This window comes from Rhodoferax sp. (genome assembly GCF_018780565.1).
Classification (GTDB): domain Bacteria; phylum Pseudomonadota; class Gammaproteobacteria; order Burkholderiales; family Burkholderiaceae_C; genus Rhodoferax.
The window spans coordinates 116271-138779 of sequence record NZ_JADMJN010000005.1 but is presented as its reverse complement, the minus strand read 5'-3'; the positions used below and the strand labels follow the sequence as shown (position 1 = coordinate 138779).

20 protein-coding genes are annotated in these 22509 nt (G+C 56.7%); 8 read left to right on the top strand and 12 right to left on the bottom strand.

The window, feature by feature from the left end; all coding sequences use genetic code 11:
- The first annotated feature begins 93 nt into the window (after positions 1-93).
- The 4 genes from rho (at position 94) to IV109_RS08145 (ending at position 4837) form a co-directional block, all read left to right on the top strand.
- Entirely contained in the window at positions 94-1356 is a 1263-nt protein-coding gene (gene rho, locus IV109_RS08160; RefSeq protein WP_296694740.1) for a transcription termination factor Rho, read from the top strand.
- A gap of 99 nt (positions 1357-1455) precedes the next feature.
- Positions 1456-1713, top strand: a complete 258-nt coding sequence (locus IV109_RS08155; RefSeq protein WP_296694737.1) for a type B 50S ribosomal protein L31 — start codon at positions 1456-1458, stop codon at positions 1711-1713.
- 69 nt (positions 1714-1782) lie between these two features.
- Entirely contained in the window at positions 1783-3495 is a 1713-nt protein-coding gene (locus IV109_RS08150) for a hypothetical protein (RefSeq protein ID WP_296694735.1), read from the top strand.
- Between the two features lie 4 nt (positions 3496-3499).
- A complete protein-coding gene (locus IV109_RS08145; protein WP_296694733.1) occupies positions 3500-4837 on the top strand; it encodes an MATE family efflux transporter in 1338 nt (445 codons plus the stop codon).
- On the opposite strand, the gene phoR is transcribed toward IV109_RS08145, so the two are convergent.
- From phoR to pstS, 7 genes are all read right to left on the bottom strand, one after another.
- Positions 4834-6192 carry a phosphate regulon sensor histidine kinase PhoR gene (gene phoR / locus IV109_RS08140; RefSeq protein WP_296695721.1) on the bottom strand — a complete coding sequence of 453 codons (1359 nt, stop codon included), beginning with the start codon at positions 6190-6192 and terminating at the stop codon, positions 4834-4836. The genes IV109_RS08145 and phoR overlap by 4 nt on opposite strands.
- A 46-nt stretch (positions 6193-6238) precedes the next feature.
- Positions 6239-6961 (bottom strand): phosphate regulon transcriptional regulator PhoB, encoded by a 723-nt coding sequence (phoB, locus tag IV109_RS08135; protein WP_296694730.1) that lies wholly within the window; start codon positions 6959-6961, stop codon positions 6239-6241.
- Positions 6958-7659, bottom strand: a complete 702-nt coding sequence (phoU, locus tag IV109_RS08130) for a phosphate signaling complex protein PhoU (protein WP_296694728.1) — start codon at positions 7657-7659, stop codon at positions 6958-6960. The genes phoB and phoU overlap by 4 nt, the downstream gene beginning before the upstream one ends.
- A 9-nt stretch (positions 7660-7668) precedes the next feature.
- A complete protein-coding gene (gene pstB / locus IV109_RS08125; RefSeq protein ID WP_296694726.1) occupies positions 7669-8448 on the bottom strand; it encodes a phosphate ABC transporter ATP-binding protein PstB in 780 nt (259 codons plus the stop codon).
- A 36-nt stretch (positions 8449-8484) separates the two neighbouring features.
- Positions 8485-9369, bottom strand: a complete 885-nt coding sequence (pstA, locus tag IV109_RS08120) for a phosphate ABC transporter permease PstA (protein WP_296694724.1) — start codon at positions 9367-9369, stop codon at positions 8485-8487.
- Positions 9366-10331: a phosphate ABC transporter permease subunit PstC gene (pstC, locus tag IV109_RS08115; RefSeq protein WP_296694721.1), complete on the bottom strand. Its 966-nt coding sequence runs from the start codon at positions 10329-10331 to the stop codon at positions 9366-9368. Before pstC ends, pstA begins: the two co-directional genes overlap by 4 nt.
- A 108-nt stretch (positions 10332-10439) precedes the next feature.
- Positions 10440-11483, bottom strand: coding sequence for a phosphate ABC transporter substrate-binding protein PstS (gene pstS, locus IV109_RS08110; RefSeq protein WP_296694719.1), 1044 nt, complete (start codon positions 11481-11483; stop codon positions 10440-10442).
- A 212-nt stretch (positions 11484-11695) separates the two neighbouring features.
- Here pstS and ppk2 point away from each other — a divergent pair, with 212 nt between their 5' ends.
- From ppk2 to IV109_RS08090, 4 genes are all read left to right on the top strand, one after another.
- Complete coding sequence (ppk2, locus tag IV109_RS08105) at positions 11696-12613, top strand: polyphosphate kinase 2 (RefSeq protein WP_296694717.1); 918 nt, start codon at positions 11696-11698, stop codon at positions 12611-12613.
- A gap of 17 nt (positions 12614-12630) precedes the next feature.
- Positions 12631-13779: an ABC transporter substrate-binding protein gene (locus IV109_RS08100; protein ID WP_296694715.1), complete on the top strand. Its 1149-nt coding sequence runs from the start codon at positions 12631-12633 to the stop codon at positions 13777-13779.
- Between the two features lie 70 nt (positions 13780-13849).
- The gene (ppx, locus tag IV109_RS08095) at positions 13850-15358 is read left to right on the top strand and encodes an exopolyphosphatase (protein ID WP_296694714.1); all 1509 of its coding nucleotides are present in this window, start codon (positions 13850-13852) and stop codon (positions 15356-15358) included.
- Positions 15359-15466: 108 nt separating this feature from the next.
- Positions 15467-15988: a hypothetical protein gene (locus IV109_RS08090; RefSeq protein WP_296694712.1), complete on the top strand. Its 522-nt coding sequence runs from the start codon at positions 15467-15469 to the stop codon at positions 15986-15988.
- Here the strand turns inward: IV109_RS08090 and IV109_RS08085 are convergent.
- From IV109_RS08085 to IV109_RS08065, 5 genes are all read right to left on the bottom strand, one after another.
- Positions 15968-17941: a phosphodiesterase gene (locus tag IV109_RS08085; RefSeq protein ID WP_366834229.1), complete on the bottom strand. Its 1974-nt coding sequence runs from the start codon at positions 17939-17941 to the stop codon at positions 15968-15970. The genes IV109_RS08090 and IV109_RS08085 overlap by 21 nt on opposite strands.
- A complete protein-coding gene (locus tag IV109_RS08080; RefSeq protein WP_296694709.1) occupies positions 17938-18795 on the bottom strand; it encodes a UDP-2,3-diacylglucosamine diphosphatase in 858 nt (285 codons plus the stop codon). Before IV109_RS08080 ends, IV109_RS08085 begins: the two co-directional genes overlap by 4 nt.
- A 63-nt stretch (positions 18796-18858) precedes the next feature.
- Positions 18859-20439 (bottom strand): methyl-accepting chemotaxis protein, encoded by a 1581-nt coding sequence (locus tag IV109_RS08075; protein WP_296694707.1) that lies wholly within the window; start codon positions 20437-20439, stop codon positions 18859-18861.
- A 110-nt stretch (positions 20440-20549) separates the two neighbouring features.
- Positions 20550-21560: a M14 family zinc carboxypeptidase gene (locus IV109_RS08070; RefSeq protein ID WP_296694705.1), complete on the bottom strand. Its 1011-nt coding sequence runs from the start codon at positions 21558-21560 to the stop codon at positions 20550-20552.
- A gap of 19 nt (positions 21561-21579) precedes the next feature.
- Positions 21580-22428 carry a GNAT family N-acyltransferase gene (locus IV109_RS08065; RefSeq protein ID WP_296694703.1) on the bottom strand — a complete coding sequence of 283 codons (849 nt, stop codon included), beginning with the start codon at positions 22426-22428 and terminating at the stop codon, positions 21580-21582.
- Positions 22429-22509 lie beyond the last annotated feature (81 nt).

Here is a 22509-nt window from a genome sequence, read left to right as displayed (position 1 = left end):
TTCCCGGTTTAGAACCTTGAGGTTGAGGATGCCAGTCCGCCTCACCCCAAACCTCCCCTGTATTTCGATCAACTCCCCGTCAAGGGCCAATCCATGCACTTAAACGAACTCAAGGCACTGCACGTGTCGGAAGTACTCAAACAGGCCGAAGAGCTTGAAATTGAAAACACTGGCCGCATGCGCAAGCAAGAGCTGATGTTCGCCATCATCAAAAAGCGCGCCCGCACCGGCGAGCAGATCATTGCCGATGGCGTGCTGGAAATCCTGCCCGATGGCTTTGGCTTCCTGCGCAGCCCCGACACCAGCTACACCGCCTCGACTGACGACATCTACATCAGCCCCAGCCAGGTGCGCCGTTTCAACCTGCACACCGGCGACATGATCGAAGGCGAAGTGCGCACACCCAAAGACGGCGAGCGCTACTTTGCCCTGAACAAGCTGGACAAGGTCAACGGCGGCGGCCCCGAAGAGAACAAGCACAAGGTGATGTTCGAAAACCTGACGCCACTGTTCCCCAAGGAGCAGATGCGGCTGGAACGCGATATCAAGGGTGAGGAAAACATCACCGGGCGCGTGATCGACATCATTGCCCCCATCGGCAAAGGCCAGCGCGCCCTGATCGTGGCCCAGCCCAAGAGCGGCAAGACGGTGATGATGCAGCACATTGCACATGCCATTTCCGCCAACTACCCCGACAGCTACCTGATGGTGCTGCTGATTGACGAGCGTCCTGAAGAAGTGACCGAGATGCAGCGCACCGTCAAGGGCGAGGTGATTGCCTCCACCTTCGACGAGCCCGCTGCGCGTCACGTGCACGTGGCCGAAATGGTCATCGAGCGCGCCAAGCGTTTGGTTGAACTGAAAAAAGACGTGGTGATTCTGCTGGACTCCATCACCCGTCTGGCCCGTGCCTACAACAACGTGGTGCCATCGTCGGGCAAGGTTTTGACCGGCGGCGTGGATTCCAACGCCCTGCAGCGGCCCAAGCGTTTCCTGGGTGCAGCACGCAACGTGGAAGAAGGCGGTTCACTGACCATCATCGCCACGGCACTGGTCGATACCGGCAGCCGCATGGACGAGGTGATCTTTGAAGAATTCAAGGGCACCGGCAACTCCGAAATCCACCTTGATCGCCGTCTTTATGAGAAGCGCGTGTTCCCATCGATTCAGCTCAACCGCAGCGGTACCCGGCGCGAAGAGTTGCTGTTGCAGCCCGAAATTCTGCAGAAAACCCGCATCCTGCGCCAGTTCCTCTACAACATGGACGAAGTCGAAGCCATGGAGATGGTGCTCAAGCAAATGCGCGCCACCAAGACCAACAGCGAATTCTTCGACATGATGCGTCGCGGCGGCTAGGCTATAATCTAGGGTTTTCGCGACAAGTACGCCCGGCTTTGAATTGCACAATGGTTTGTGCGAGGGCCCGACGCGGCTAGCGCAACTGATGGAGAAGATATGAAAGACGGCATTCACCCCAACTACCGCGAAGTTTGCTTCCAGGACATGTCCAACGGCTTCAAGTTCGTGACACGTTCTTGCGCCAACACCAAAGAAATGATCAAGATGGAAGACGGCCGCGAGCTGCCTTTGTACAAGCTGGATACCACCAGCGAATCCCATCCTTTCTATACCGGCACACAAAAATCCGTGGATAACATGGGTGGCCGCGTTGAGCGCTTCCGTAACCGTTTCGGCAAGACTGCAGCCAAATAAGCTGACAGACGCTTCCTGCAAAAGGCAGCCCGGGTTTCCGCGCTGCCTTTTTTCATAGCAAATCCAGTCGTGAATCACCCCACCCCCGCCATCGTCGCCCAAGGCGCAGTGCGCCGCTTGCCGCGCGCAGTGCTGCTGATGTTCTGCATCGCCTATGTGCTGCCGGGCTTTCTCGGTCGCATGCCCTGGAAGGGGGGCGACATGGCGGCCTTTGGCTACATGGTCGAACTGGCCCGCGGGGCAACAGACTGGCTTTCACCCCGAATGATGGGGCTGCCGGCCGACGTTGACGCGCTGCTTCCCTACTGGCTGGGCGCCTGGGCCATGCAGCTTGCCCCCGGATGGATGGCATCCGACTTCGCTGCACGCATTCCTTTCGTCCTGCTGCTGACACTCACTTTGTTTGCCACCTGGTATGGCACGTACTACCTGGCGCGCAATCCCGAGGCACAACCCGTGGCGTTTGCCTTTGGGGGGGAGGCATCGCCGCCTGACTATGCGCGCGCCATGGCCGACGGCGGTTTACTGGCATTCATCGCCTGCCTGGGCCTGGCTCAGTTATCCCACGAAACAACGCCGGCGCAAGTCCAGCTGTGCTTCGCCGCCCTGACCTTTTATGCACTCGCTGCGCTACCCTACCGCACACTGACCCCGGTAGTGGCCGGCGTCGTCGGGCTGAGCGGGCTGGCCCTGTCAGGTGCACCCACCATGGCCATCCTGTTTGGTGCTGGCAGTGCCCTGATTCACCTGCTGGATCGCTCATCCGAACCCCAAAACAACCCGGGCAAGGTTTGGGGGGCCACGGGCATCGCCTTGGTAACCGTGCTTGTGGCCATGCTGGCTCTTTCGCTCAATTTGTGGCGCTGGCGCATTGACCTGCCCGAGGCAAGCTGGCGAGAATGGCGCAGCCTGGGCCGCTTGCTGCTGTGGTTCACCTGGCCAGCTTGGCCCCTGGCACTTTGGACTCTTTGGCGCTGGCGCCGGCAACTCATCCGCGGTGCGGCCCCAAGCCGGCACCTGGCACTGCCACTTTGGTTCATTGGCGTTGCGGTGGGTGCCACACTGACCACAGCATCGGCAGACCGCTCACTGCTGCTGGCCCTGCCCGCCCTGGCAGCGCTTGCCGCATTTGCCCTGCCCACACTGGGTCGAAGTGTGGCAGCGCTCATCGACTGGTTCACCTTGATATTTTTTTCGGGCTGCGCCTTCATCATCTGGGTTGTATGGATCGCCATGCAGACCGGCGTACCCCGGCAACCCGCAGCCAACGTCGCTCGACTGGTGCCGGGCTTTGAACACAGCTTCTCTTACACTCCTTTTTTGATAGCAATTTCGGCAACATTGGCGTGGGCTTGGCTGGTGAAATGGCGAGTAGGCCGGCATCGCGCCGCCATCTGGAAGAGCTTGGTCTTGCCCGCTGGCGGCGCAGCACTGTGCTGGTTGCTCCTGATGACCCTTTGGCTACCCCTGCTTGATTTCGCACGAAGCTACGCACCGCTGGTGCAACGCGCCATCAAAGTCGTGCAGAAACCTGCCTGTGTTCAGGCCCATGGCCTGAGTCGGGGGCAAATTGCCGCCTTTCAATTTCACGGTCATCTGGCGATCAAGCCTGCCAGCACACAAGCGCGTTGTCCCTGGCTGATTGTGGACAAAGATGCCTCATCCACACTGCGTACCACTGTCGACATGACGCAATGGACCTTGCACAGCAGCTTGCCGCGCCCCTCTGATCGGGACGAGGACATCCTGATCTATAAGCGAACCCAACAAGCCGGGCGATAAGACCTTGTCCGAACTGAAAGTCATCTCCAGACATGCGGCAACCGTGCTGGTGGGGCAATTGGCTGTCATGGCGTATGGCGTAACCGATACCATCGTCGCGGGACGCTATGCCGAAGCTTCTCTGGCAGCCCTCTCGGTTGGATCGGCCGTCTATATCAGCGTGTTCGTCACATTGATGGGCATGTTGCAGGCCTTGATGCCAGTCTGGGCACGACTGCGCGGCGGCAAGCAGCACCTGCAACTCGGGCGCTCATTCCGTCAAGCGCTCTATTTGTGTGCCGCAACCATGGTGATCGGCATAGGCCTGCTCCTGTCGCCCGGCCCCGTGCTTCGCCTGACCGAGGTGCCGGTCGCCTTGCAGGGCGAAGTGGAACACTACCTCGCTGTGCTGGCAATCGCCCTGCCACCGTCGCTGCTGTTTCGCATGTTCAGCACGCTTAATCAGAGCCTGGGCCGCCCCCAGCTGGTCACATGGCTGCAAATTGCATCCCTCTTCGTCAAGGTGCCTCTGTCCATCTGGTTTGCATTTGGAGGGCTTGGGCTGGAGCCGCAAGGCCTTGTGGGTTGCGCCTGGGCCACACTGCTTGTGAACTACGCCATGCTGGGTGTCGCCTTGTGGCTGCTCAGAACCCAGGATTTGTACCAGCCCTATGCCATCTGGCATGCGCTTGAGCGTCCTGACTGGAAAGCAATCGCTGCATTTGCCCGCCTGGGTATTCCCGGCGGACTTGCCATCATGGTGGAGGTCACCTCGTTCACGCTGATGGCCCTGTTCATCGCCCGAATGGGAACGGTCGCAGCAGCCAGCCATCAGATTGCCGCCAACATCACAACCGTGCTTTACATGGTGCCTCTGTCGATCTCCATTGCCGCCAGTTCACGGGCCAGCTACTGGCTGGGCAGTGGCGATGCCCGCAAAGCCCGTGCCGCCATCCGCAACGGGTTTCAAATGACCGTGTCTGCCGCGCTATTGATGTCCGCCGCACTTGTTCTGCTCCAGACAAGCATCGCCAACATCTACGCCCGAAGTCCGGACGTCGTCGCCATGACGGTGCCGCTCTTGGGCTGGGTGGCCCTCTACCACTTGGCAGATGCAGTACAGGTTATTTGTGTGTTTCTCCTGCGCTGCTTTGGCGTGACGATTGCCCCGCTGCTGGTGTATTGCTTCTTGCTTTGGGGCGTGGGTCTGGCGGGCGGCTACGTACTCGCCTATCACGGCCTGCCTGGCTGGTCAGCGATGAGCACACCCAACGCCTTCTGGGCCACCAGTGCAGCAGCGCTTGGCCTGACGGCCCTCATTTTTACGCTGATCCTGTCGCGGGCCAGCAGACAAACACGCTAAACGCTGTACCCAAGCGCATGTTCCGAAGCCATCCTGACCCGGCTGGAGGGAAAAATAATCGTGAAAACAGAGCCCTTGCCTGGCGTGCTGTCGATTTTCAGCTCCGCACCATGGCGCTGCAGAACATGCTTGACGATGGCCAGACCCAGTCCCGTGCCGCCAGTGTCCCGTGATCGACTTCGGTCAACCCGGTAGAAACGCTCGGTCAAGCGCGGAATATGTTCGGGCGCGATGCCAGGGCCCGTGTCCGCCACAGAGAAGGCCACGCGTCCGTCAGGCAACAACAAGGCCTGCACGTGTATCTCGCCTCGCGCAGGCGTATAGCGAATGGCATTGCCCACCAGGTTGCCCATCGCACTGAGCAACTCATTGGGTGCCCCTGCAATCTCCACACCCGTCACGGAATCAAACACCAGTTTGTGCAAGCCGTCGGATCGTGGATTCAACACCGCCGACAAAGCGCTTGCATCCTGCTCCAACTGATTGATGAGCGACGACATGGGCATCCAGTCGAAACTACCTGGCGACGGACTCCCCTCCAGACGTGACAGCATCAGCAGATCGCTGACCAGTGCCTGCATGCGATCTGCCTGCTGGGCCATCAATGCCAAATAACGCTCGCGTTCATCGTCGACCAGGGGCAAGGTCTGCAAGGTCTCTACAAAACCGGCCAACACCGTGAGCGGCGTACGAATTTCATGGGACACATTGGCCACAAAATCGCGACGCATGGCTTCTGCCTGCTCCACTGCCGTGACATCGCGCGACAGCAACAACAATCGCCCCTCGCCATACGGGTGAAGATGAACCGACAGCTTGACCGGTCGTGCTGGTGTGCTCTCGCGCCCCGGCATGACGAGTTCGCTTAAAAAATTGTGACTCGCAAAATACGCCGCAAAGCCAGGATCCCGAACCAGGTTGGCAAAATGCTGCAACATGTCGCGCTGGGCATCGAGACCAAAGTGCATCCCGGCCATCTGGTTGAACCATTCAATCCGCCCCTCGGAGTCCAGCAATACCACGCCGTTGGGCGATGCCTGCAGTGCCGCCAGGAAATCCTGCAAACGACTCTGACTTTCACGCGTCATCTGCTCCCTGGCCCGGATCAATCGCCGTGCACGGTCCGACACCTCCCCCCATAAGCCGGACCGAACGGCCACATCCGAGGCATCGCCCACCCGCAACCATCGCAGCAATCGAACACCCCGTGACAGATCAAAAAGGAACCACGCGCTCCCACCCGACACAGCACCGATCAGCGCACCCATTGCACCGCGGCCCGGCGGAGCCAAAAACCAGCCCGCCAGCCCTGCCGCCAGCTGAAAGCAGACGAATGAGAAAAAACGCCAGAACATGGTCACGACAAAAACTCCGGCCGGCGACGCATCAATGCAACAGGCATCAAGCGGTGGTCTGCGTCGCCACAACCCGTGTCGATTGACTCGTCAGGCGATACCCGGCACCCCGTACGGTCTCAACCATGTGACCCGCATCGGCCCCCAGGGCTTCGCGCAAACGTTTGACGTGAACATCCACAGTGCGCTCCTCAATAAACACATGATCACCCCAGACTTTGTCCAGCAACTGCGATCGACTGTGCACGCGCTCGGCATGATTCATCAGGTAGTGCAAGAGCTTGAATTCGGTAGGACCCAGTTTCAACATCTGGTCATTGAAGGAAACCCGGTGCGTCGAAGCATCCAGCGACAAGGCACCGATTGAAACAAGTCCACCAACCTGCTCGGGAGCGCGTCGCCGCAAAACGGCGCGGATCCGGGCCAGCAATTCCTTGGTCGAGAACGGTTTGGCGATGTAATCGTCCGCACCAGCATCCAGCCCCGCCACGCGATCGGACTCGTCACCGCGAGCCGTCAGCATGATGATGGGAACCCCTTTGGTGCGCGGGTTGGCACGCCATCGCTTGGCCAGCGCCAAACCTGTTTCACCCGGCAGCATCCAGTCCAGCAGGATGACATCGGGCAACACGGCATCCAGTTCACGCTGCGCCGACGCACTGTCCATAGCCCAGGTGGGCCGAAACCCGTTGTGACGCAAATTGACCGCTATGAGTTCGGCAATCGCTGACTCATCCTCAACAATCAGCACGCCCGGCATGTGCTTCATTTCACCACCGACTCAATTTGTTCCATGGACGAATGGCGAATGTCCGCGCCCTTGACGACATAGATGATGAACTCGGCAATGTTCTTGGCATGGTCACCAATGCGCTCAATCGCCTTGGCCAGGAACAGCAGGTCCAGGCTGGGCGAAATCATGCGCGGGTCTTCCATCATGTAAGTGATCAGCTTGCGCACAAAGCCGTCAAATTCCTTGTCGATCAAATCATCCTCTTTCAGAATTGAAACCGCCGCTGCGGTATCGAGTCGTGCAAAGGCATCCAGTGCCTTGCGCAGCAAGCCTGAGGCCATATCGGCAGCCACTCGCAATTCCAGAGAGGGCAAGGAACGGGGTGAACCGCTGTTGATGATGGAGCGCACCATGCGGGCAATCTTTTCAGCTTCGTCCCCCACGCGCTCCAGGTTGGCGGTGGTTTTCGAAATCGCAATCAGCAAGCGCAGATCACGTGCTGTCGGCTGACGCCGGGCAATGATGCTCGACAACTCGCGGTCGATATCAACTTCCATGGCATTCACGCGGGCCTCAGTGGCTGTGACCTCGTTCGCAACATCCACGCTGAACTGGGACAGCGCATAAATCGCCTGGCGAATCTGCGACTCAACCAGACCGCCAAGCTCCATGACGCGGGTCGAAACCGCGCTGAGTTCGCTGTCAAACTGGGTAGAAAGGTGTTTTTCAGGCATGTCGATTCCTTAGCCGAAACGGCCGGTAATGTAATCTTCTGTTTCCTTGCGCGTGGGCTTGAAAAACATCTGCTCGGTCGAGCCAAACTCCATCAAGTCGCCAAGGTACATGTACGCGGTGTAGTCGCTGCAGCGCGCAGCCTGCTGCATATTGTGGGTCACGATGACAACCGTGTAATCGCTCTTGAGCTCCGTGATCAATTCCTCGACTTTGGCTGTGGAAATCGGGTCCAACGCCGAGCAGGGCTCATCCAAAAGCAGCACCTCAGGCTTGATGGCGATGCCACGCGCGATACAAAGGCGCTGCTGCTGTCCACCCGACAGACTGGAGCCGCTCTGGTTCAGCTTGTCCTTCACCTCACTCCACAAGGCAGCCTTGCGCAAGGCCCATTCAACGCGCTCTTCCATGTCAGTGGCGTTGAGCGACTCGAACAGTTTGACGCCAAACGCAATGTTGTCATAGATCGACATCGGAAACGGTGTTGGCTTTTGAAAAACCATGCCAACTTTGGCACGCAGCAAAGCCACGTCCTTTTTACTGGTCAGCAGGTTCTCACCGTCCAGCAGTATTTCACCTTCAGCGCGTTGTTCAGGGTACAACTCGAACATGCGATTGAAAACACGCAGCAGGGTCGATTTTCCACAGCCGGAAGGGCCGATGAAGGCAGTCACTTTTTTCTCCGGGATTTCCAGATTGATGCCCTTGAGCGCATGAAACTTGCCGTAATAAAAATCCAGATTTCTCACCGAAATTTTTGATCTCTCGGAGATTGCATTAGCAGTATTCATCTCTAACCTTTTCTTGTGTCTTTGGCAGTGAATCCATCAGGTCTTGCTTCTGGTCAAGACTCTGGCCAGAATGTTGAGACCCAGAACCGATACCGTGATGAGAAACACCCCGGCCCAGGCCAGCTTTTGCCAGTTCTCGTACGGACTCATGGCAAACTTGAAAATTGTGACGGGCAAACTCGCCATGGGTTCACTCAGACTGGAGGTCCAGAACTGATTGCTCAGGGCGGTAAACAACAGGGGCGCCGTCTCACCCGCTATGCGGGCCACCGCCAGCAATACCCCGGTGACCACCCCCGAGCGTGCGGCCCGCAAGGTAATACTCAGAATGACCTTCCATTTTGGCGCCCCCAATGCATAGGCAGCCTCACGCAAACCAGAAGGCACTAGCTGCAACATGTTCTCGGTGGTACGAATCACCACCGGAATAACGATCAAGGCCAAGGCCATGACACCGGCGTAGCCTGAGAACGATTTGAAACGCGTCACAACGACCGCATACACAAACAGACCAATCACGATGGACGGCGCCGACAGCAGGATGTCATTAACAAACCGCGTCGTGGAAGCGAGCCAGCTTTTGGTATCGAACTCAGCCAGGTAGATACCGGCCATGACACCTATCGGTGTGCCCACAAAAGTGGCCAACAGCACCATTAAAAAAGAGCCGTAAAGCGCGTTGGCCAGACCACCCACGTCATTGGGTGGCGGGGTCATCTGAGTCAGGGTATCGAGGGTAAGTCCACCCACCCCCAGCCGGACAGTCTCAAACAAAATCCAGAACAGCCAAAACAGGCCAAAGCCCATGGCCAGCAAGGACAGAACCAGTGCAATGCGATTGACGAACTTTCGCTTTGCATACCGGGCCTGGCGAGTCGCATCCAGAGCTGCCGCATGCAGCAGGGAATCGCCCGTGGTCATGACTTGGCTCCTTCGCTCTTTTTAAGCTGTGACAGCAGAATTTTTGACAGGGTCAGCACAACGAAGGTGATAAAGAACAAAACCAGCCCCAGGTACATCAGGGCCGCCTGGTGCAAGCCATCTCCGGCTTCAGCAAACTCATTCGCCAGTGCCGAAGTGATGCTGTTGGCCGCTTGAAAAAGGCTCAGTGAATCGAGTTGATTGAAGTTGCCGATCACAAACGTGACCGCCATGGTCTCCCCGATGGCACGGCCCAGTCCCAACATGATGCCACCGACAACACCCGCCTTGGTGTAAGGCAATACCACTTTGGAGACCACTTCCCACGTCGTGGCGCCCAGGCCATACGCGGATTCTTTCAGCAACGGCGGCGTGACTTCAAACACATCACGCATCACCGCCGCAATGAACGGAATGATCATGATCGCCAAAATAATGCCGGCCGACAATATGCCGATACCCACTGGCGGGCCGGAAAAAAAGGCGCCCAGGTAAGGTACGCCGCCGAACACCGACTGCAAGGGCTGCTGCACATAAGTTGACAGCAAAGGGCTGAACACCAGCAAGCCCCACATGCCATACACGATCGAGGGAATGGCCGCCAGCAATTCAATGGCCGTACCCAGCGGACGTTTGAGCCAGGCCGGTGACAGTTCTGTCAAAAACAAGGCAATACCAAAGCTGACCGGAACAGCAATCAGCAAGGCAATGAACGAGGTCATCAAGGTGCCATAGATCATGACCAGGCCACCAAACTCCTCTTTGACCGGATCCCAGCTCGTGCTGGTGAGGAAACTCAAACCATACTTGCTGATCGCAGGCCAGGCACCCACCGTCAGCGACGCCAAAATGGCAATCAACATAGCCAGCGTAAAAAGGGCCGCCCCTTTGGCCACCCAGCCAAAGATGCGGTCCGCCATGGGCCCTGAACGGGCCGACTTGAGAGGAGAAGGATTGGTCATGACACGTCCGGAAGATCTTGCAGACTGGTTGTAAGGCATCTCACCTGCCGGGAGTGTAGTGGACACGTGCCGTCTCCTTCGAATCGGAATTGAAAAATGGCAGGTGAATTACTTCAACGCAACGGGCTTGCCGGCTGCATCGGTAACGTGACTCCACGCCTTTTCAATTGCACCAATCACGTTGGCAGGCATAGGAACATAGTCAAGATCGGTCGCACTTTTCCCGCCATTTTTATAGGCCCATGTGAAGAACTTGAAGGCTTCGGTGGCGTTGGCCGGCTTGTCCTGCTTGACATGCATCAGGATGAAAGTGGCCGTTGAAATGGGCCATGCATTCTTGCCCGGCTGATTCGTGATGAGTTGATAAAAAGACTTGTTCCAATCGGCACCGGCTGCTGCCGCCTTGAAAGTTTCATCGTCCGGTGCAACAAACACACCGTCCTTGTTCTTCATGAGCGTATAGGTCATTTTGTTCTGCTTGACATACGAATACTCAACATAACCAATGGAATTAGGCAAGCGATTCACGAATGCTGCAACGCCTTCGTTGCCCTTTCCGCCCGCACCCACCGGCCAATTCACGGCGGCGCCCTCACCCACTTTGGTCTTCCACTCGGGGTGGACGCTGCTCAGGTAGTTGGTGAAATTGAACGTTGTGCCGGAACCATCGGCACGGCGCACCGGCGCGATCGTTGCATCCGGCAGAGCCAGACCAGGGTTCAGCGCCTTGATGGCAGCATCATCCCACTTGGTGATCTTGCCCAGGTAAATATCACCCAGAACCTGGCCATCGAGCTTCATCTGACCGGGGGCGATGCCCTTGATGTTGATCACGGGCACAGTGCCACCAATCACGGTGGGAAACTGAAACTGCCCCTTGGCCTTCAGAACCTCATCGGTTTGCGGCATGTCTGAAGCGCCGAAATCGACCGTCTTGGAGTCGATCTGCTTGATGCCCGCACCTGAACCCACCGATTGGTAGTTGACTTTGACGCCGGTAGCCTTGTTGTATTCTGCTGCCCACTTCGAATAAAGGGGTGCCGGGAAGCTGGCACCAGCGCCGGTGATTTCCTGGGCGCCAGCCACGCCCACATGGGCCATGGACACCATGCCTGCCACGCTGATCAGGGCAATTTTGAAACTCTTTTTCATGTCGATACCTTGTGAATTGAAGGAAAGGAAACTCTTGGCAACGAAGTGAATATAAGAAGATTGTGTGACAGCTATATGACAGTTCGCAAGTTCGACAAACCGGCGTCGCAGCGAATTTCCTTGATTTCATTGCACCGTCATTTGTCACAAACATGTCACAAAAACTACTTATCGTTGACAAACTGTATGAAACGTCACCGCTGGAGTGCAATTTGAACGCAAATGAAGACGATCTGGTCCAGCGCATAAGACGCGATCTGGTGGACAGCTACGATGAAGAGCTTGAACTGGAGCTGGAGGACTGCAGACTTGAGCAACTGACACAAGACAGCGGGGGCGACACGCCAGGGCACTATCAGGCGAGCCGCCGCCAGTACTTCCGTGAATTGTTCCGAATGCAGGCCGAACTGGTCAAACTGCAGGACTGGGTGGTCAAAACAGGCCACAAGGTGGTCATCCTGTTTGAAGGTCGCGATGCTGCCGGCAAGGGCGGTGTGATCAAACGCATCACGCAGCGGCTCAATCCACGTGTGTGCCGGGTCGCGGCACTGCCAGCGCCCAATGACCGTGAAAAAACCCAGTGGTATTTTCAGCGCTATGTATCTCACCTGCCGGGTGCCGGAGAAATCGTACTTTTTGACAGGAGCTGGTACAACCGCGCTGGCGTTGAACGGGTCATGGGATTTTGCTCAGATGAGGAATACGAAGAATTCTTCCGGTCTGTTCCGGAGTTTGAAAGAATGCTGGTGCGCTCTGGCATCCAGTTGATCAAGTACTGGTTTTCCATCTCCGACGAGGAACAGCACCTGCGCTTCCTGGGCCGAATCCATGACCCGCTCAAACAGTGGAAGCTCAGCCCCATGGATCTTGAATCGCGCCGCCGGTGGGAGGAGTACACCAAGGCCAAAGAAGTCATGCTGGAGCGAACCCATACCCCGGATGCACCATGGTGGGTTGTACAAGCCGTTGACAAGAAGAAAGCCCGGCTCAACTGCATTCACCACCTTCTGGGCCAGATCCCTTACGGCGAAATCGAACACCCGGCCATTGTGCTGCCGCCACGCGAACGCAATGAGGATTACGTTCGCCATCCCGTGCCCCAGGAAATATTGGTGCCGGATATCTATTGAATCAATTTTGCAAACAAATGACACGATTCCCGTCAACTCCAAGCCGTCGCAACATTTTGCAAAGCGCCGTCGGCCTCGCCGCGAGCGCATCGTTGCCGGTATGGGCCCAGACTGCACGCTCCCACGGCGGCGAGCGCACTGCAGTGGTCGCCCAGATCATTGACACCAGTACCGGGCAACTCGATGTCTCCAGGGACTTCCTGGTTGGGTCCCGCGTGGCCTGGCAGGACATGAATGCCAAGGGTGGCGTCAACAGCAGCCACATCAAACACATGGTTCTGGAAGTCGACGGCAGCGCAGAAAGCCTGCGCAGAGCCCTTGAGGCCGTGAAGCGAACGCCAAACTGCATTGCACTGTCCGGCACTGCGGGCGACCGCGCTACAAATCAGTTGCTGCCCCTGCTTCGCCAGGAGTCCATCAATCTGGCACACGTTGCGCCCTGGCTACAAGACTCGGACCTCGAAGGGGATGAGTCCACTTTTCCGATCTTTGCATCCCGCCAGACACAGATTGCCCAGGCGCTGAAATCGCTGTCCGTGATGAGCGTGTCGGAAGTTGGCGCCGTCTACGCATCCGAGCAGGAATACGCTCTTTACAAAGATGAGCTTGAACGCACCGGTTTGGCCTTGAAGATCAAGCTGAAGTCTTTCAAGACAACGAATGACTTGGCTCAACTTGGCAGAAAGCTAAGCCCCGATACCCCGCGTATCCTTCTGTTTCTGGGCGGCACACCTGAACTGGTGCTGTTTCTTCAGGGCCTTGAAGCACAGGCCCAACAACGCTTCGTCATTGCCATGGCTGAGGTTAACCTGCAAACAGTGACACAAATGGCCGTGACGCGTCATACATCCATCACGGCGACGCAGTTTGTGCCCTTGGTGAACTCGCCCATTTTGCTGGTGAAGACGTTTCGCGAAGCACTGGCCCGCTATTTTGACGAACCCCCCACACCTCAAAGTCTGGCCGGCTACATTGCCGCGCAGTACACAGGTGCAGTGCTCCATACCATCGAAGGCCCTTTAACGCGGCAAAGCGCACTGAAAAAATTCCAGCAGCGCCAATCTGTTGATCTAAATGGATTTCGTGTCAGCTTCAATGGGCAAAGACGCAGTGGCTCCTATGTGACCTCAAGCATGATCGGCCGCGATGGACGGCTTGTGGGATGAAAGAAACATGCGACTTTACGAATCGCCGCCGAATGCTATGCTGAACCACGAACAACAAAAAAATACAGCAATGGAAAATGGAACTCGCCTGGCCGCCGTCGATTTGGGCTCAAACAGTTTTCGTCTTGAAATTGGACGCATTGATCACGGCCAGTACTACCGTACGGAATACCTGAAGGAAACTGTTCGCCAGGGCAGTGGACTCGACGAGGATCGCAATCTGACACCCGAAGCAATGCAGCGTGGTTGGGAATGCCTGGCCAGGTTTGGCGAACGTCTGGCTGGATTCAATAGCGTCGAAGTCCGTGCCGTGGCAACCCAGACCTTGAGGGAGGCACGCAATCGCGATGAATTTCTGGCGCGGGCCAATGACATGCTGGGATTTCCAATCGATGTCATTTCCGGGCTGGAAGAGGCGCGGCTGATCTACCAGGGAGTGGCCCGCGCGTTGCCCAATGGCAATGAACGGCGCCTGGTGATTGACATCGGTGGTCGATCGACCGAGCTCATCCTGGGCCAGGGCTTTGAACCCAAGCTGATGGAGTCCTTTCGCGTGGGCAGCATTGCCTGGTCGACCCGCTATTTTCCCGACCGTCAATTCACTGCGAACGCATTTCAAATGGCGGAGATCGCGGCCAAAGCGGTTCTGGATGAAGCGCTCCAGGCCTATCGACGCGATGCCTGGGATGTCGCTTACGGCTCAGCGGGTACGGTGGGTGCAGTCGGCGATGTGCTGGCCGCAGCCGGCTGGCCCGCGGGCTCTGTGAGCCGGGAAGGCCTGGATTGGCTACTCGATAAACTGCTCGCCGCGCAAAGTGCCGATCGCATTCGCCTTGCAGGCATGCGGGACGACCGACGCGCCATCATCGGTGGTGGCTTGAGCGTCTTGCGTGCGATTTTTGATCTGCTTCAAATAGACCACATGCAACAGGCCACAGGTGGCTTGCGACACGGCCTGATCTTTGATCTGATGGGCAGTACGCATGACCAAACCGACGTTCGCTCCAAATCAGTGCAAGGTCTCGTCGCCAAATTCGGCGCTGACCCGGCTCATGGCACACGCGTCGGCAAAGTCGCCACCTTGCTGTTTGCCCAGCTTCAGACCACGGTACCAATGTCGCGGAAGGCAGAGAACGAACAGTTGAGCCGCAAATTGAACTGGGCTGCGCAATTGCATGAAATCGGCAGCCAAATCTCACACGACAGTTACCATAAACACGGCGCCTATATTCTGGACAATGCCGACACCTTGGGCTTTGCCCTGACCGAAACCCACAGGCTAAGCCAACTGGTGTTGGGTCACCGGGGGAAGTTGCGCAAGCTGGAAGCGCAGTTCGGGGACAAGGCATTTTTTCAACAATTGCTGGCTCTGCGACTGGCGGTCATTTTTTGCCATGCTCGACAAGAGCCTGATTTACGTGGCATTCAGTTGGGCTGCGACATCAAAGGCGAAAGCAATTTCGTCCTGAGCTGTCGTCCCGGATGGGCTCAGACATTCCCACAATCGGCCCACCTATTGCAGGAAGAGGTTCTTGCCTGGCAAAAGACCCCATGGTCCCTGACTCTTTCGGGATTTTGAATTTCAAGGCTACGGTGATTCGTAGACCGTCATAACGGCGTCACAGAGTCCTCGTACGCTAGTGGTTGTCATCGTCAACACAACCAGTTCTACCAAGACTGCCACGCCATGAGTATTCAATTTCGACTGCCGTTCGATACAAACCGTCATGCCGGCTTCACGACCCCCTTGCGCCTGATACTGGCAACCACAGCGTCGTTGTGGATGGGTGCAGCGCAGGCACAGGCGTTTGCACCCGTCGCACCACGAGCCGCCATGGAATTGCGTTTTCGAGATTTCTTCCAGACACCTTCGGGTTCAACAGAACTGGAAATCAGCGATACGCTGAAAAAGGCAAATGGACAGAACGTTCGGCTGGTCGGCTACATGGTCCAGGAGGATGCTCCCACGCCGGGTCGCTTCAGACTGGCGTCACGCCCACTGAAAATGCATGCAAACGCTGCAGAGCGGCTTGAGACCGCGCTCCCATCCATGGTGGTGATTTACCTGGATGGTACTCAGGAGAACGCTGCCATACCGCATGTCCACGGACTGGTCACGGTACATGGAACTCTTAGCGTGAGTCGCCAGAATGGGCATGAGCGGGGTCAGGTTTTTCTGACCCTGAAATTACCGACAGCTGAAATCTGAGACATCCCGGATAAGCAAGCCTGCGCCATGAATCTTGGCATCATGTTTGGCCCGCGCAGCCGCTGACGCCACCTGCTCAGCGTTGAAATAGTCATCACGATTGATCTTGACGGCGCCGATTGAAATCGTCGTCAAGGGGAAGAATCTCGATACACCGTGGCGGTCCTCGGCATGGATACCCCCGGCCTCCCGAGCTGAACTGTCAAAGAGATCGATCGCACAACTGGCGAACTCATTGACAATCTTCTCGCACTGCAGTTGCCAATCGTCACTCTGGTACAGGATGATGAAGTCATCACCGCCAACATGCCCCACGAAATCGCGCTGCGGGTCACAGTGGGACAAGGCCAGCCTTGCCACGAGACGAATCATTTCATCTCCGCGCCAGTAACCGTATTGGTCATTGAACGGTTTGAAATTGTTCAAATCAGCGTAACAGGCGACAAATTCAACACCGCTTTTGAGGAGTCGCTCAATATGAAGACTGATGGGAACATTGCCAGGAAGGAAGGTCAACGGGTTGGCATGACGCGCTGCCTCCACACGTTTTTCGGTCACCGAACGGACGAGTTGGTCCCCGGTTCCCAATCCTATGTATCGGCCGTTGTGCGTCACAATGAAACCATCTGTCAGGTAGCGTTGATCATCTGACGTGAGAATACCGATCAGCTCCTCCACGTTGTGTTCACGTTCTACCAATCTTGGTTCAAAATTGACATGTTTTAAACAGGTTTTCCGACCTGAAACTTCGCGGTAATACAACTTGCTGTACTCGTTCATGAACCGTGAGCGATTGATGATTCCCACAGGCCGGGTTCCGTCCACAACAGCCAGGCCATGCAAATCCTTGTGATTCAAAAAGAGTGCGGCCAATTCATTGTTGGTGGTGGTCAAGCCCACACAAGGCGCCTCAATCACCGCAGAGCGACGGATTTGGCCGATTTGACTGGCACGGGTCAATTCAGGAAACACCGCGACACGAGGATCCCGCATGACATTCAGGGCAACTGTCTCGATCTGCTCGCGTGGTTGCGCAGCCGGACGCCCAAGCAGATAGCCTTGCCCATAGGTAATGCCCAGGTCGCGTAAAACACGCAAATCGGCCTCTGTTTCAATGCCCTCTGCCACCAGTTCCGTATTAAAAATGCTGGCAATTTGCTGCAGCGCTTGTATCGTTTTGAGTTTGTCAGCGTGCTGACTGATGTCCTTCGTAAAGTACTTGTCGATTTTGACGATCTCAGGTTTGAGCTGCGCCCAGAGTCGCAGGCTAGAGCGACCGTCTCCAAAATCATCCAATGCGAGAGCCACACCCGCACTGCGAATATCGCTCACAACGTTCGCCAAAGCATCCATGTCTTCGACCCGCTCATACTCGGTAATCTCCAAGACCAACATGCGGGGCAATACGCCAAAGCCAAGGACAAGCTGGAGCAGTGCATCACGCCCGAAGTGGGTCAGACATTGAACCAGCACAGCCGCACTGACATTCACGAACAGACGCCCGGACTGACCCAAATTTCCCCAGCGTTTAAGCGCTACGGCAACACAAACGTTTTCAAACTCAAAATTCATACCCTCACGTGCTGCGGCCGACAACAGGGCATCCGGCCCCGCAAGTGCCGTGCCCATAGGCCCCCGAATCAATGCCTCATGCGAATAAATTGAGCCATCACACAACGCCACAATGGGCTGAAACACCGGATACAAACCATCGCCACGCATCAGGTTGGCAAGTGGCCCCTTTCCATTCTGAACCGCCATCGAGCCCCGGCCAATTGGCATAACACCGGCATGCATCACGCTGCATTTTTTAATATCAACTGGGGAAGGCTTGGTTCCAAAATCTTCCATCACCGTCTTCCGCCCAACTATATGCATGAATGTAAATACTCCAAAAAAAATTGATTCAAACCTCTTCGTCGCCCCCTTGATTGCCCACTCATGGCCATTCAACGAGTGGCAGCGGCAGCGGTATCAACATTTCCCCGTGATTCGGAGAACGATGCCCACTGCACGAGCTCCAGCCGGCCATCCACATGTTCGACCAGGGCTGTGCGACTTTCAACCCAGTCACCATCGTTGCAGTACAACGTTCCGTTGATGTCACGCATTTCGGCACGATGAATATGTCCACACACAACGCCGTGATGACCTCGGCGCCTTGCTTCATTCGCAACGGCGACCTCGAAATCAGTCACATAGTTCAGCGCCTTCTTGACCTTGTGCTTCAAGTAAGCCGAAAACGACCAATACGGCAAGCCGAAGCGGGCACGCAAGTGATTGAGGTATCTATTGAGCTTCAATGTGAACTCGTACAAGTTGTCGCCCAGGTACGCCAGCCACTTGGCACACTGGATGACACCATCAAAATAGTCACCATGCGTTACCCACAGCTCGCGGCCGTCAGCCGTGGTGTGAACCGCGTCTTCGACCACCTCGACGCCACCAAACTGGTGCCCAATGAATCCACGTGCGAATTCATCGTGATTGCCTGGCACATAAATGATGCGGCAGCCCTTGCGCGCTCGACGCAGCAGCTTTTGAACCACATCATTGTGGGACTGAGGCCAGAACCACCTTCGGCGAAGCTGCCAGCCATCCACAATATCACCCACCAGATACAAGTAATCACTCGGATGTGATTTCAGGAAATCCAGCAAGGCACTTGCTTGGCAACCGGGTGTGCCCAGATGCAAATCAGAAATGAAAATGGCGCGGAATCGATTGCCATCAGAATCATCATCGTTGACCTCATCGGCCACAGCACTGCCTGGCCACGAACCTATGGCATCAAAGACCGCACGCATGAAGCACCCGGATTTTTTTCATTGAAATCACCTTTGATGTTGGAGCGGCGTTGATAGGTCGAATCACCGCAAGGCAAGGGCCAGATGCGGCAGGCGAAACCGACTGGTCATATCGCGCAGCTCACCCGCCTGCGCCTGCAGCGTTTGCGCCGTAGCTGCCGATTGCTCAACCACAGCGGAATTTTCCTGCGTCATCTCATCCAGACGATTCACAGCCGCATTGATGCTTGAGATCCCCGTGCTGGTTCCACTGGTGTCTGCTGTAATTTCGCCAATGGCGTGAACCACACGATCCACCGAGTCAACAATGGCAGACATGGCGTGGCGCGCCTGGTCGACCTTGATGAACCCCTGGTCCACCTTCTCTGCAGAGGCCCCTATCAACTTCTTTATTTGCATGGCCGCTGCTGCCGAGCGACCGGCCAGCATCCGAACTTCCGCCGCAACAACGGCAAAGCCTTGTCCATGAGTCCCTGCGTGAGCGGCTTCAATGGCTGCATTCAACGCCAGGATATTGGTCTGAAAGGCAATCCCGTCAATCACAGCCGTGATGTCCACCACCCGTCGTGACGCCTCGCTCATGTCTCTCATCATTTGCATGACATCGAACATCGCCGAACTGCCACTGGCAGCATCCTGGGCTGCGGTCTTGGCCAGGGCCTCCCCACGGGATGCGGCATCCAGCGAATGGTGCATGGTCACCGCAATCTCTTCCACGGCAGCAGCCGTCTGCTGCAGAAAAGAGGCCGTCAGCTCGGTTCGGCTTGACGTATCGAGATTGCCCTGCGCGATTTCCTTGGCACCGTTAGCCACATTGTGGCTGGCACCCTGTACCTGGGACACCATGGCATGCAAGGACTCCTGCATCCGCCCCAATGCGCCCAGCAAGCGTCCAGCCTCGTCGCGTTCATGGCCTTCGATTTGTTCCGTCAGGTCCAGTGCCGCCACCCGATTTGCCGTGTCCACCGCCTTCTGTATGGGTCGCGTAATGCCACGAACAAGCCAGATCGACAACACACCACCCAGCAGCAATGCGCACATGCCAAATGCAATCAGCCCCTGCCGCGCCGACAAACTCAATTCATTGATCTGAACTGCGGCGGCATCAATCTTGGCTCGCTGGGAATCACCCAGCCGCGTGACGGTCGTCAACAAGAGCTGCGCCGCCGGCGCAAAGCGGCTTGCGTAGACGCGTTCAATATTCGATGTCAAGCCACCGTCGCGGGCGATCGTCAATTCCTGTCTTGCCTTCAAGAACTCGTTGTTGGCCTCCAACATATTGCGAAAGATCGCCTGCTCCTCGGGCGTGGTCAGCATTGATCCCAGCTTACGCAAAAGCTGGTCTACCAGCACGGTGGTTTGATTGATCTCTGGTAAGAGCGCATCCCCAACCTGGGGCTCTGAACTCAACGCAAACGCTTTGGAACGGGCCACATTGACCGAAATATGACGATACAAATCACCTGCGACCCGTTCATTCACCATCGTTTCATCAACCATCCGGCCGGTCTCATCCGACACACGCAGCAGAGATAGAACGCCCAGTGCAGATCCGATGAGCGCAACCCCAAGCACCAATAAAAATACGCCCAGAATCCGTTGCGAAAAGGAGCCGCTTGTCCTGGAACCTGTCCACCGTCTCATGTATGTCATTGCCTTTGCTCCGCACGAAAAATGTATGTTTGAAATACCAAGGGAAAACCCGAGGTATCGTAGAAGTTCGATATGTCCGCGCCATGACAAACACAGCGCGCTCAGTACCAATCCTGCAAAGCCTGCGCGTGGTAGCCGGCACGAGCCTCGACGCCGGGCAGCCAGAGATGATGACCACTGGCAGCGCGCGACAAAAAATCCAGAAGCAGCTGATGCTGACGAAGCACGCGCTGCTGCCGGTGCTCAATCAGGGGATTGAAGATTCCATGGCGAGAGAAAAGCTGGCGCGGGTTTTTCTTCACCCAAAGCCAGGAGCCCATCTCCAGCGTCAGTGGCAAAAATGTGCGTTGTGGCTGCGCACAAGACTTCAGATACAAGTAGTCCCATAAATCGCCATGGGCCAGGTATTGAAGACTCTGCGGCTCAATGGTGTAGCGGTGATAGCTGTGCGACTGCGTGAAGATGTTCTTGAGCGCATGCATTTCTGCAAGGTGCGTAATAGGCGCACGGGTATGGGCATAGGGAAACCAGATGCGATCACTTGCGCCAAAGCCTGAATGGCAGTCCAGACACATGCTGAACCTCCTCGATAGCAGCTCCTTTGTCACCACATCGCATACCGCCTGGCTCTCTGTCTCCATGGGTGCACCTTCTACCCCCCGGTACCAGGGCAGCACGGCACTCAAGCGCTGTCCACCAATCAGAAAAGGGACGGACTCACGCGCCTCCACCGGCGCATTGCGCATCAAATCGACCCCATTGGGATTGGCCCGCGTGCCCACCGCCATACCACCCGGATTCACGATGGGCATGAAGACCATTCGCAAGGACTCCAGTTGCTTGCGAAGCGTGCTGTCCCATTGAAGGCGCATAACCAGACTTTGCAGATAGGCAATGACGACGCCCGCCCCGATTCGCTCAAGGCCATGGACTCCGCCGAAATATCCCACCGCCGGCACGTCCATATCCGGATTTCCAAGGGTGATGACATACACAGGGCATGAGCTGCCGTCCGCAAGATTGACATTGCAGGCGACACGTGTTTCAAGCTGGTCAGCGCCTAACTCAATAATGCGTTGCAAGGCAAGCAACTCTGGAAGCTTGGCGTGCATCTGCCTGGATCCGCGTGGATCAGCTCCCCAGAAAGTGTTTGCGATAACGCATTGGCAAATCGCCGATGCGCATCATCATGGGAAGGTCGGCTGTATTGAAATCCGGGTCCCAAGCCGGTGCGCCCAGAATCTTGGCACCCAGTCGCAAATAGCCTTTGATCAGTGCCGGAGCCTCCACCACCAGGCTGCCGTCGAGTTGCTCTACCGGTAGAGGCAAACGCGGATGCACATGGTGCTCGATGGGCGCCAGATGGTTTGCCTTGAGTTGCTGCCAGATGCTGGCCGCCACGTCGCCGCTGACAATGCCGTTGTGCAGCATGGGAATGCTGGCACAGCCAATCATGGTGTCGAGCTTGTTGCGCACCATGAACTCGGCAAGCGCCCCCCACAACGCCATGATGACCCCACCATTGCGGTAGTCCGGGTGCACGCAGCTTCGTCCCAGTTCCACCATGCGCTCACGCAGACTGCGCAAGCGCGTCAGGTCAAACTCAAGGTCACTGTAGGTGCTGCCCACGCGCTTGGCCTGCACCGGCGTGAGCACGCGGTAGGTGCCCACCACCTCTTTGGAGATGGCATCCCGCACCAGCAAGTGCTCGCAGTAGTTGTCAAACAAATCAACATCGTGCCCGGGTGAAGTGGTGTCCAATCGGGCACCCATTTCTTCGGCGAACACCTTGAACCTCAGGCGCTGCGCCTGGCGCACTTCGTCGGTATGGCGGGCCCAGGAGACGGTCAATCCACCTCGCTCAAGCTTGGGTGCAAGCGGTTGGGCAGCACTACCAAGGGCCGGGTGGTGGCCATGCTCAGGCCTCTTGCGCAAGGAAACGAGTGACAGGGGGAATGTGGGGTTGGGCAGTTCTTTCATGGCTTTCTCCTTTTGTTGTCTGCCCGAATGGTCGCAATCTTTCATGACGACGACGTTGCACTCCCATGAAGTTTTTGTGAC